Raw genomic sequence first — 12,451 nt, forward strand, 5'->3', positions numbered from 1 at the left:
TACCTCCTAAATAAGATTATCAATCATTTCCTCAAGTTCTTTCTTTTCATCACTTGATAAGTCATAACCAGATTTTAATTTTTTTAAAATTTCACTGTCGTTGGCAGTCATACTTTTTTCTAAAATTTTTATTAAAAGTTTTAAATAAAAATTCATAAGACCTCCTAATCTTTTATTACATATCCGTATCCTCTAACTGATTGTAAAATTTTACCACTTTTATCACCTATTTTTAATCTTAATTTTCTAATATAAACTTCTAATTTATTTGAAGAATTTTTTAAATTATTCTTTTCATTGCTAGACTTCCAAACATTTTTATCTATTTCTTCTCTTTTTAAAGGTTGATTTTTATTTTTCAAAAGAAGCTCTAAAAGTAAAAACTCAGTAATAGATAATTTTATTATTTTACCTTCTTTTATTAAAGTTCTTGAAAACAAATCTAATTTTATATTATTAAAAATGTAGTTATCTTCTTTTATAATTTGTGAGCTTAAAACTCTTCTGATAAGATTAGTAATTCTTAATTCTATTTCTATTTGTTTACATTCAGAAAGCTCTATAAAGTCATCTATTCCCTTTGCCAACATTTCTAATTTTAATTCTTCATCTTTTTTATTAGAAATAGCAAATAGTCCAACTTTATTACTTTTATTTCTAATTTTCTCACAAAATAAAGAACCTTTTATATTCATAATGATAGTATCTATAATAATTAAATCAAAATCTTCTTGATAAAATTTTTCTAACCCCTCCACAAAAGTAGAGCAATTTTTTATAATATGTTCTTTAGACTCTAAAAATGTGCTCAGAGTTTTTATAAGTTCTTTATTTTGATGTATGATAAGTACTTTCATATACCCTCTTTTTTTTAATTTTTATTTTTTTGTATATCCCAATACATAATCTAAATTTATATTTTTCATTGAATTAAAAATACTTTGCTTTATATTTGGATTTTTTTCCTCTAAATCTTGTAATAATTTTTTTATTTCTTTTCTCTTAGAATCTACTTTACCTGCTTCTATTGGACAACCACAACTCATAGGTTGAATTGTATTATGTCTCATAAAATTAATTATATCTTTTTCTCTAACATAAGCAAGTGGTCTTATAATATCCATTCTTCCAGATGTAGATGGAACTTTAGGTAACATTGTTTTTACAGTTCCAGCAAAAAACATATTTATCATAGTTGTTTCAACTATATCATCAAAATGATGTCCCAGTGCTAATTTGTTAAATCCTAGTTCCTCAACTTTTTTATATAAAACCCCTCTTCTCATCTTAGCACATAAAAAACAAGGGCTATCAGGAGCTTCTTCAAAAGCTATTTTCCATACATCTGCATCAAATAATTCACAATCAATTCCCATTTCAATTAAATTTTCTTTAAATTTATCTACATCTATTGCTTCAAAGCCTGGATTCATTGAAATAAACTTTACTTCAAAATTTTTACTTTTATCTTTTTTTAATTCTTGAAATAATTTACACAATAATAAACTATCTTTTCCTCCAGATACTCCAACAGCAATTTTATCTCCATCTTTTATTAAATCAAAATCTTTTATGGCTTTGACAAATTTTGTCCATATCTTTTTTCTATAAGTAGTTCTCAAACTGTTTTCAATTTGTTCCTTTTTGTTTAAAAATACTATCTCTTCAAAATTAACAATCTCATTTACTATATTTTCCATTTTTTAATTTTTCCTTTCGTATTCATTTATTTATAGTTCAAAAAATTTCTTTAAATATCTTGCTACTCCACTTTCATCATTGCTATATTCAGTAACATTTTCTATTCCCATTTCACTCATATAACTATCTTTCATAGCTACTGGATAAGCTACATACTTTAACATTTTATAATCATTTCCACTATCTCCAAAAGCCATTATATCTTTTTTATCTATTCCAAGTTCTTTAGATATAAATTCAACTCCTGCCATTTTACTACAATTTTTCATATTAAAATCTATACAATCTACAGCTGAAACAACAATTTCAACTTCAGTATCAAAATTTTTATGAGCTAGATTTTTTATTTCTATTAATCTTTCTGGATTTTCTTCAATAATTAATATTTTTTCAAAACCTGGAATAAACTCTATTTTATCTTTCTCTATATAGTAAATAGTATGCTCTTTTTTTAGATATTCTTCAATTTCCATACCATAAGGAACATAACAATCTAAACCATCAAAAGCAAAAAATTCAATATTATTATTTAACAGCATTTTTACTATTCTTTCAGACAGTTCTTTGGGCATAAAATTTCTCTTAATAAGTTCTCCATTTCTACCATAAATATTAGCTCCATTATTACAAATCAAAAAAATATCTATACCCATACTTTCTCTAATCTTATTTGCTGAATTAAAGCTTCTACCTGTTGCTATGGCAAATTCTATTCCTTTTGCTCTTAATTTTTTTATTATTTCTTTAGTTTCTTCACTGACAACACTTTCATTATTTAAAAGTGTACCATCTAAATCTGATACCACTAATTTCATTTTTTCCCCTTAATCAAAATTATAATTTGTTAAAATACTATTTTCTAAATTTCCCTTATCTTTATAAAATTCATTGAATGATATATCTATATAACCACCTAACACATTATGTACTTTAGTAAATCCTAAAGTTCTCATAAAATTTGTTGCATCAAGACTTCTATGGTTACTTCTACAATATACATAAATATCTTCATCTTTAGGAAGACTATCTTTTTTCATTAAGATTTCTCTAAGTGGCATATTAACTGCTCCTTTAATATGTCCTGCTTCATATTCATAATCTTCTCTAACATCTAATAAAAATTTTTTATTTTTTACTAGTTCATCAATATCTAAAGCACAAACATCATTGCTTTCTTCTTCTTTTTGACTAGCCATCATAGCAAGTATATTTAAAATATCGGGATTCCATTCATTATCTGTTGGATTAACTTGATATTTCATCAAATCTATCATAGTCCCTGCTTTTTCAATTATTGTTTTAACTGCTTTTAACCTAGTTTCAACATTTTTTTCATTTACTATTTGGCAACCTAATATTTTTTTGCTTTCTTCATCAAATAGAATTTTTACATAGACAACCTTATTTGTAGGATTTTCTCCATTGTAATCATTCGATATTAACTTTTCAGATAAAAATTCAAATTTTAAACCTTGAAGTTCTCTTTCTGTAAAACCTATACTTCCAAATTTATATTCATTTAATTGAAAAATATTTATTTCAAGCATAGGTAAATCTCTATATCTATTTTTAAAATTCTTTTCAATTTCTTCTTCAGGCATTCCACCTAATTTTAAATCTTTATATATTATCTTATTAACATCATCATCAAAATATGCTGTGATATTATCTATAATTTCTATCATTTAAGCCTCCTAATATTGCTCCAACTAAATTATCGTTTTCTGATACAATTAAATTATTTTTTTCAAAATATTCTAAAATCGATTTTAATATTATTGTACCTCCAATTATTACATCTTTTCTTTTGCTATCTAAGCCAATAATATCTTCATTTTTAATTACTTTATCCATAAATAAAGTTAAATTATCATTAATTTCTTGATATGTCAAGTCTGCTAAATGAATTTTTTTACTATCATAAATTTTCATTTTCTCCCTAACACTTATTTGACTTGTTGTAGTTCCAGCCACTCCAATTAAGAAAAAGTTTTCATTTTTCATATAATTTAAATTTTCTAAATTATCAAAAATCCAATTTTTAGCTTTTTCTATATTGGAAAGAGAATAATCGTATTCTCCATTACTTAAAAAGAATTTTTCAGTAATTCTAACTGAACCAATATTTAAACTTTTAACTTTTTCAATACCCTCAAAACTACCTAAAGTAAATTCTGTAGAGCCTCCTCCGATATCAAAAACTAATATTTTTTTATTTTTTATTTCTTCTTTAGAAAAAGAACTAACTACACCTTTAAAATTTATATATGCTTCTTGCTCTCCACTAATGCATTGAATTTTTATATTAGCTTCTTCTAAGGCTCTTTTAATGAAATATTCTCTATTAGACGAATCTCTTGTTGCAGAAGTTGCAAAACAAATAATATTACTATCCTCAATATAATAATCATCTATAATTTCTCTATATTTTTTAAGACATTTTAATGTTCTATCAATAGCTTCTTCTTTTAAAAATTTATTTTTATTTACATCTTCTCCTAATTTAACAATTTCTAAATCTTTCACTATTTCTTTTTTTAATACTATTTTTTCTTTTTCATTTTTTGTAATAGCAATAAATAGTCTACAAGAATTAGTTCCTATATCAATACTTGCTTTTAAAAAATTTTCTTTATATTTATTTAAAATTTCTTTTATTTCTTCATATGCTATTTCTATTTTAGATAAATTTTTTTCTTCATCAATAAGTATTGTATAAATTTTACCAAAAGAATTTTTTTTATCTTTTTTCATTAAGTCTACAAACTTATCTATTGATAAATAAACTAAATCTGTATCTATATCAAATTTTTCAAAAATTTCCTTTGCTCTAGATAAAAAGTTTTTAGAAATTTTATTTCTTAAGAAAGCTAGTTCTAAATCAAATATAATACCTTTAGATACGGCTTCTCCATGTGTGTAAACCTTATAGTCAAAAAAACTTTCTAAAGCATGAGCATAGGTATGACCCAAATTCAAAAATGCTCTTTCTTTTTTTTCATAAGGGTCTATATCAACAAAATATTTTTTTACTTTTATAGATTCTTCAACAATTTTTTCTAAAACATCGTTCCTATATTTTTTTATATTTTCAATATTTTCTTCTATATAACTTAGATAATCTTTATTTTTTGTCAAAAAAGAATGTTTTAATAATTCTCCCATTCCTGACTTAAACTCTTTAGTCTCCAAAGTTTTTAAAAATTCAATATCAATAATTACTTTATAAGGTTGCTTAAATGTACCCATCATATTTTTACATTTTATATGATTTATAGCTACTTTTCCTCCAACACTTGCATCTACTTGAGCAAGTAAAGAAGTAGGAACTTGTATAAACTCTATTCCTCTCATATATGTTGAAGCTATATAGCCTCCCATATCACAGACAACTCCACCTCCAAGACTAACAACTACTGATTTTCTTGAAAATTCATTATCAACCATAAAATCATATACAGGTAAAATTGTTTCAATCGTTTTATATTCTTCTCCATCTTTTATAGAAAAATAAAAAATTTTATCTTTGTCTTTTAGTATATTTTTAACTTTTTCAAAATATAGATTTCCAACAGTATCATTTGAAAAAATTAATACCTTATCAAAGTCTTTAAAAAATTTATTTAATATTGCTAAAATATCTGACCCTATATATATATCTTCAAAAATTTTTTTCATTTTTGTCTCCATTCTTTTTTCTATATTATAACACAAAAAAAACATATAAAAAAATATTATAAAATGCTATAATCAAAACTAAGAAAAAGAAAAAAGGGGATTGATTTAAAAATGGAAAATAATATAAAAGTTTACACATTGGAAAATAATTTTTTAAAAATTGAAATTTTAAATTTAGGAGCCTGTATAAAAAAAATTGAATTAAAAGATAAAAATAATATACCTAGAAATATTGTTTTAGGCTATGATAATTTAGAAGAATATATTGAAAATCCAGCATATTTAGGAGCAATTATTGGAAGAACTGCTGGAAGAATTAAAAATGGAATATTGAATATAGATGGAAAAGAATATAATCTTTCAATTAATAATTCTACTAATACTCTTCATGGTGGAAAAAATTCAATAAGCCATAGATTTTGGAATATTGAAAAATTAAGCAATAAAATTATCTGTACAATAAAAAGTCCTAACTTAGAAAATGGATATCCTGGAAATATTGATATAAAAATTGAATATATTTTATCTGAAAATGAGTTAGAAATAAAATATTATGCTGATACAGATAGAAAAACTTATCTAAATTTAACAAATCATAGCTATTTTAATTTAAGTGGAGATTATACAAATACAATATATGAAGATATTTTATTAATAAATTCAGACTATTTCCTTGGAATTAATGAAAATTCTATTCCTACAAATTTAATATCTTTAGATAATAGTATCTTTAACTTTAGAGCTCCAAAAAAGATAAAAGACTTTTTTAGTGGAGATGATGAGCAAAAAGATTTAGCAAACAACGGTATAGACCACCCTTATATTTTAAATAATAAAAATGCTGTTATAATCAAAAATGAAAATACTGGAATAAAAATTTCTGTTGAAACAGATAATCCTGCTGTTGTTATTTATACTGCTAACTATTTAAATGAGATAGGATTTAAAAAACATTCTGCAATTTGCTTTGAAACACAAGAAGCACCTAACTTATTCCAAGATAAGAAATTATATATAAATCCAACTTTTATTGATGAAAATAATAGCTATCAAAAATATACAAAATTTATATTTAAAATAGAAAAATAATATATAAATTTTATTTTTTTTTGAAATTATTTATAAAGTATGATATTATATTAAAATAATCAAGTTTATTTTTTAGGGGAGGTAAAAATTGACGAAAAAAAAATATTATGCTTATTATTTTGATGAAAAAACTAATGGCATTCATGATAATTGGGAAGATTGTAAAGAAGTTGCTTACTCTATTAAAGCAAGATATAAATCTTTTAAAACTAAATTAGAAGCTGAAATATGGATAAAACAGGGTGGAGTATATGAAATTAGAGAAAAAAATGAAAAAAATCTTAAAAATATAATTTTAGAAGATGCTGTATATTTTGATGCAGGTACTGGTAGAGGTAAAGGAGTGGAAGTTAGAGTTACTAATAATAAAAAAGAAAGTCTTCTACAAAAAATTACTTCTTCAAATTTTAAAAAATTTTTAAAAGATAATAATTGGTTTATAAATGAATATGGCAATATACAACTTGATAATAACAAAACTAATAATTTTGGAGAATTATTGGGTTTAATATTAGCAATTCAATGTGCCAGAAAATTAAAAATAACTAAGGTTTTTGGAGATAGCAATTTGGTTATAAAATACTGGTCCAAAGGATTCTACCACGAAGATAAGCTTCCAAAAGAAACTGTTAAATTTATAAACTTTTCTATTGAAGAAAGAAAAAAATACGAAAAAAATCATGGTATAATAGAGCATATATCTGGAGATTTTAATCCAGCAGACCTTGGTTTTCATAAATAATAGGAGGTATTATGGAAAAATTTGTTTTATTTAACTTTCCACATTTACTAACAATAGGAATTGGATTTTTCACTTGTTTTCTCTTAATATTTTTGGGATTTTTTATTGAGAAAAAAGAAAAACTTGCAAAATTTTTAGCAGTCTTAATATTTTTTATAAAGATTGCTGAATTAGTTTATAGACATTACCACTATGGTGAAAAAGTTACAGAGTTACTACCTTTTCATTTATGTAATATAGTAATTTTGTTGTCTATTATAATGATGTTCTTTCATAGTGAAGAAATTTATCAACCTGTTTATTTTTGGTCTATAGGAGCTTTCTTTGCAATACTTATGCCAGAACTTAGAGATGGAATGAGTAATTTTGCTTCACAAAGTTTTTTTATAACTCATTTCTTTATACTATTTAGTACAGCCTATGCTTTTATACATTTCAGATTCAGACCAAGTAAATCTGGTTTTATAAGCTCTTTTATAATTTTATCAATAATCTCATTTATAATGTACTTTATAAATGAAAAATTAGGAACTAATTACTTATATGTAAATAGACCTCCTGCAACAAAAAGTTTAGTAGACTTAATGGGTCCTTGGCCTAATTATATATATTCAGTTATGGGAATATATATAGTAATCTCTTTCTTTATGTATTTACCATTTAGAGCGAAAAAAAAAGGAAGATTTAATATTAACACTAGATAAATAAAATGGCTGTCGCAACTATAAATTTGCAACAGCCATTTATTTTTTTTGATAGGAAAGTATAATTTAGTATGAAAATTAGTCTCCGATGTCCGTATTACTCTGAAGAGCATTTCAGTGAGCTCGTAGAACTTATACGACTGTCAAGAGACTTTTTTATTCTCTAGGCATTAGATCAAATTCATGTTTTAAAAATATTATTGCAACTATAAAAGAAATCAAATCTGTTAATGGTGTTGCATATATAATCCCATCAACTCCAAAAATTATTGGTAAGAATATTAAAAGTGGAAATAATATAATTAATTGTTTTGTTAAAGATATTAAAGCACCTTTAAATGCCTTTCCTATAGATGGAAAAAATGTTGCTGTTGTAATTTGAACTCCATTTATGAAAATAAACATTAAAAATATTCTCATATACTTAATAGCAAATTGAAAATATAAGTCACTTCCTTCACCAAATAGTTTTATTATTTGAAGTGGAAATAATTCAAATATTATAAATAAAACTGTTGAAAATGTTATAGCTACTTTTAATAAGAGTTTCATTGTTTCTCTAACTCTATTATATTTTTTTGCCCCATAGTTAAAGCCGAATATTGGCTGTCCTCCTTGGACTAAGCCTAATATAATAGCTATAAATATAATATTTATTTTCATTATTATCCCAGAGACAGCAATAGGAATATCACTTCCATAGTTTGATTTCTCCCCATATATTTTTAGCATATTATTAGTTGTTATTAACACTATCATATTTGAAAATTGGTAAATAAATGAAGCTATTCCCAATGATATTACTAATTTTAAATAATGAAATCTAAGTTTAAAATCACTCAATTCAAATTTAACACTCTTAAATTTTGGAAAGTAAGAAAATAGCATTATTGCGGAAATTACTTGGCTAATGACTGTTGCCCATGCGGCTCCAGCTATTCCCATATCAAAATAAAACATAAATAAAGGGTCAAGTATTGTATTTAAAATAGCTCCTGTCACTATTGCTATCATAGAATATTTTGCACTTCCATCTGCTCTTACCAAAGGATTTATTCCAATACAGCATAACAAAAAAGGTATTCCATAAGATGTTATTCCTGTGTATTGCATTGAATAATCTAATATTTGGTCTGTTGCTCCAAAAGAAATCATTAAAGGCTCTAAGAAAATTTTAACGATAAAACACAATAAAATTCCAACTATTAATGATGTTGTTAATGCAGTTCCCGCAGTTGCTTTAGCTTTTTCAGGATTTCCTCTCCCTAATTCTAAATTAAAATTAGAAGCACTTCCAATACCGATTGTTAGACCTATAGCAAGACATATTGTCATTATTGGAAAAGCTATATTTGTTGCAGCATTTCCTAAATAGCCTAATCTTTGTCCAATAAAGATTTGGTCCACTATATTGTATAGAGCATTAAATAAATTAGCTATTACAGCAGGTATAGCAAATTTAGCTAATAATTTTTTTATAGGTTCATAACCTAAAGGATTCTGGTATTCTTCTGTCATATTTTCTCCTTTTTCTGATAATAAATAGCTCTCCTTAGCCATAATTTTATAATTACAAAAACTGATATGGCTATCAGAGAGCTTTATAAAAATAATTCTTCTTATTTTTTATTTTATAGAAACTAGTCTCTGACGTCTGCATTTAGTTCGAAGAACCTATACTTCATTGAATTTCTAGAACTTATACAGCTGTCAAAAGGCTTTATTTATTGTACTGTATATCATATAAATTTTTATAAATTCCATTCATTGAAATTAATTCTGAATGAGTTCCAATTTCTTTTATCTCTCCATTTTCCATAACTACAATTTTATCAGCACGAACGATTGTAGATAATCTATGTGCTATAACAAAAGTTGTTCTTCCTTGCATAAGAACATCTAGTGCTTCTTGCACAAGTTTTTCTGATTCACTATCAAGAGCAGATGTTGCTTCATCAAGTATCATTACTTCTGGGTTTTTTATCAAGGCTCTAGCTATTGCTATTCTTTGTTTTTGTCCTCCTGATAAAAGAGAACCCCTCTCTCCAACTTGAGTTTCAAATTTGTTAGGTAAATCTTCCATAATAAAATTATATGCATTAGCCATTTTTGTAGCTTTTATTATTTCTTCATCACTAACATCTTTTCCAAAACTTATATTTTCTTTTATACTTCCTCCAAATAAGAATGTTTCCTGAGGAACTATTGCAAACTTATCTCTATATGTAGAAAGTTCAATATTTTTACTATCAACACCATTTATTTTAATTGCCCCTTCAGTAGTATTAAAAAATCTTGCTAGTAAATTCACAAGAGTTGTTTTTCCACTACCACTTTTACCAACAAAAGCAACTATTTCTCCAGCTTTTACATCTAAGTTTATATTTTTCAATACATAATCTTGAGTTTCTTCATACTTATAACAAACATTTTCAAATTTAATATTTTCTATATTGTTATTAAATTCAACTTTTTGTCCAATAACTTCTTCTTCAACCTTTTCATCAAATATTTCAATTACTCTATCAGCTGATGGTAAAGCATCTTGTAAGTCATTATTTTTATTTATCAATCTTTTTAAAGGCTGATGCATAAGCCCCAAAGCTGTAATAAATGATACTAAATCTCCTGATGTTATAGTTTTAGCTATCAATATTTTATATCCTCCATACATAACTACTAAAAGAACCATAAATGTTGTAATTACTTCATTTATTGGGGATACTTTTGCTTTTATTTTTGTTGTATGATAAGATTGTTTAAATTCTTCATCTGTAAATTTTTTATATTTATCAATAATAAATTTTATATTGTTAAATGCTTTTATAACAAATATTCCCGATATAGCTTCTTGTGTAAATGCCGTCACTTTTCCTGTTGTATCCTGTCTTTCTCTTCCTGATTTTCTAATTTTTTTAGTATATTTTCTAACTACTCTAATAACTAAAGGCAACAATACTAAAGATATTAAGGCTAAAACATAATCTACTTGAAACATTCTAGCAGTTAAGACAAAAACTGTCAGAAATTCTTTAAACATTTCAAAAACTATAAACCCTATTCTACCAAGAGAACTTGTGTCATTTGTTAATTTAGACATAATATCTCCAAGTTTATTTTTTTTAAAATAATTTATAGATAATTTTTGTAAATGAGAAAAAATATCAACTTTTATTTCTCTTTTTATTGTTTCAGTTATGTAATTAGAAGTGATATCAGAATAATAAGCAGATACAACCTTTATAATTGTAGAAGCAAAAACTCCTACAACCACTATTAAAAACATTTTTTTATCTTGTTTAACCAATACATCATCTATTAAATATTTACTTAACCAAGCAGGTAAAGCACTCATAGCTGAAGCTAGAGTAGAAAGTATAATTACCAAAAACATAAAAAACTTATATCTGTAACTATACTCTAAGAAAACATTTAAAGATTTATTCTTAAATTTTAATAATTTCATAAGCCTTCCTTTATAAGAAAATTAGCATAGCTATCAACAACAGCTTCGCCTTCTAACTTTTTTCTCATATTTTCTATTTTATTTTCAACTTCTTCTTTTCTAGAAAGTATCTTTTCTAAATTCTCAATTATTTTAGTATCTTCACAATCAGCTTGGACTAATTCTGGAAACACTTCCATATTCATAGTTAAATTAGGTAAAGAAATATAGCCAACTTTTAAAATATACTTAGCTATAAAATAATTTATAGCAGTCGTTTTATAAACTACTATAGTTGGTAAACCTAATAAGGCAAGTTCAAGTGTTACAGTTCCTGATGTGGCAATAGATATTTTAGATTTTTTAACTACCTCTTTTAATTTTTTATCAACAACTATTTCTAGATTACTATACTTTTCTAAATCATTAGTATAAATTAAATCATTTGTAGAATTTAATTTTAAAATAAATTTTTCTTCTTGTTTTATTTTAATTATTTTTTCAAAAATAGGTAATATAGACTTTAATTCTTGTTTTCTACTTCCTGGTAATAAAAGGATATTGTCCCCTTTTCTTTCTACTTTTTTATAGAAATCTGTAAAAGGGTTTCCAAAATAAATAGCATCTATACTATGTTTTTTATAAAAATCAACTTCCCAAGGAAAAATTACCATAATGTAGTCTGCTAATCTCAATTTTTCTACTCTTTTTTCCCCCCAAATCCAAACTTTTGGTGGAATATAATAAAATACTTTTATATCTTTTATTTCTTTTTTCAAAAGTTCTAAAAATTTAAGATTAAAACCTCCATAGTCTACTAAAATAACATTTTTTATATTGTTTTCTTTTATATAATCTAAATATTTTTTTGCTTTTTCTTTTAGAAATTTATATTTTTTTAAAGCTTCTACAAAACCCATTATAGCTAGTTCATCTATATTTTGTAGTATTTCTACTCCTTCTTTTTTCGATTTCTCTCCAGCTACTCCAACAAACTCAATATTTTCATATCTTGTTTTTATGCTCTTTACCAAATAAGATAAATGTAAATCTCCAGAAGCTTCTCCTGTTGAAACAAAAAATTTCATTTTA

At 24.6% G+C, this 12,451-nt stretch carries 12 protein-coding genes; 3 read left to right on the top strand and 9 right to left on the bottom strand.

Annotated elements, in window-relative coordinates:
- Window positions 1-6: 6 nt before the first annotated feature.
- From BQ2505_RS08840 to aroB, 6 genes are read right to left on the bottom strand one after another with little or no spacing between them, the layout of a single operon-like run.
- A complete protein-coding gene (locus tag BQ2505_RS08840; protein WP_187367084.1) occupies window positions 7-156 on the bottom strand; it encodes a hypothetical protein in 150 nt (49 codons plus the stop codon).
- Between the two features lie 8 nt (window positions 157-164).
- Window positions 165-857, bottom strand: coding sequence for a response regulator transcription factor (locus BQ2505_RS06185; RefSeq protein ID WP_074016898.1), 693 nt, complete (start codon window positions 855-857; stop codon window positions 165-167).
- A gap of 21 nt (window positions 858-878) precedes the next feature.
- Complete coding sequence (locus BQ2505_RS06190; protein WP_074016899.1) at window positions 879-1,700, bottom strand: tRNA lysidine(34) synthetase; 822 nt, start codon at window positions 1,698-1,700, stop codon at window positions 879-881.
- Window positions 1,701-1,730: 30 nt separating this feature from the next.
- Window positions 1,731-2,516: a Cof-type HAD-IIB family hydrolase gene (locus BQ2505_RS06195; protein ID WP_074016900.1), complete on the bottom strand. Its 786-nt coding sequence runs from the start codon at window positions 2,514-2,516 to the stop codon at window positions 1,731-1,733.
- 9 nt (window positions 2,517-2,525) lie between these two features.
- The gene (locus BQ2505_RS06200) at window positions 2,526-3,386 is read right to left on the bottom strand and encodes a rhodanese-like domain-containing protein (protein WP_074016901.1); all 861 of its coding nucleotides are present in this window, start codon (window positions 3,384-3,386) and stop codon (window positions 2,526-2,528) included.
- A complete protein-coding gene (gene aroB, locus BQ2505_RS06205; RefSeq protein WP_074016902.1) occupies window positions 3,367-5,379 on the bottom strand; it encodes a 3-dehydroquinate synthase in 2,013 nt (670 codons plus the stop codon). The genes BQ2505_RS06200 and aroB overlap by 20 nt, the downstream gene beginning before the upstream one ends.
- 111 nt (window positions 5,380-5,490) lie before the next feature.
- Here aroB and BQ2505_RS06210 point away from each other — a divergent pair, with 111 nt between their 5' ends.
- The 3 genes from BQ2505_RS06210 to BQ2505_RS06220 all read left to right on the top strand — a co-directional run bounded on the left by BQ2505_RS06210 (window position 5,491) and on the right by BQ2505_RS06220 (window position 7,914).
- The gene (locus tag BQ2505_RS06210; RefSeq protein ID WP_074016903.1) at window positions 5,491-6,468 is read left to right on the top strand and encodes an aldose epimerase family protein; all 978 of its coding nucleotides are present in this window, start codon (window positions 5,491-5,493) and stop codon (window positions 6,466-6,468) included.
- An 88-nt stretch (window positions 6,469-6,556) separates the two neighbouring features.
- Window positions 6,557-7,210, top strand: coding sequence for a ribonuclease H1 domain-containing protein (locus BQ2505_RS06215; RefSeq protein WP_074016904.1), 654 nt, complete (start codon window positions 6,557-6,559; stop codon window positions 7,208-7,210).
- 8 nt (window positions 7,211-7,218) lie between these two features.
- Window positions 7,219-7,914: a YwaF family protein gene (locus tag BQ2505_RS06220; protein ID WP_074016905.1), complete on the top strand. Its 696-nt coding sequence runs from the start codon at window positions 7,219-7,221 to the stop codon at window positions 7,912-7,914.
- Window positions 7,915-8,070: 156 nt separating this feature from the next.
- Here BQ2505_RS06220 and BQ2505_RS06225 read toward each other — a convergent pair whose 3' ends face one another.
- The 3 genes from BQ2505_RS06225 to lpxB all read right to left on the bottom strand — a co-directional run bounded on the left by BQ2505_RS06225 (window position 8,071) and on the right by lpxB (window position 12,447).
- Entirely contained in the window at window positions 8,071-9,432 is a 1,362-nt protein-coding gene (locus BQ2505_RS06225; RefSeq protein ID WP_074016906.1) for an MATE family efflux transporter, read from the bottom strand.
- Between the two features lie 202 nt (window positions 9,433-9,634).
- Window positions 9,635-11,380: an ABC transporter ATP-binding protein gene (locus tag BQ2505_RS06230; RefSeq protein WP_074016907.1), complete on the bottom strand. Its 1,746-nt coding sequence runs from the start codon at window positions 11,378-11,380 to the stop codon at window positions 9,635-9,637.
- Window positions 11,377-12,447, bottom strand: a complete 1,071-nt coding sequence (gene lpxB / locus BQ2505_RS06235; RefSeq protein WP_074016908.1) for a lipid-A-disaccharide synthase — start codon at window positions 12,445-12,447, stop codon at window positions 11,377-11,379. Before lpxB ends, BQ2505_RS06230 begins: the two co-directional genes overlap by 4 nt.
- Between the last annotated feature and the right edge of the window lie 4 nt (window positions 12,448-12,451).

Origin of the sequence: Fusobacterium massiliense (assembly GCF_900095705.1) — a bacterium.
GTDB lineage: Bacteria > Fusobacteriota > Fusobacteriia > Fusobacteriales > Fusobacteriaceae > Fusobacterium > Fusobacterium massiliense.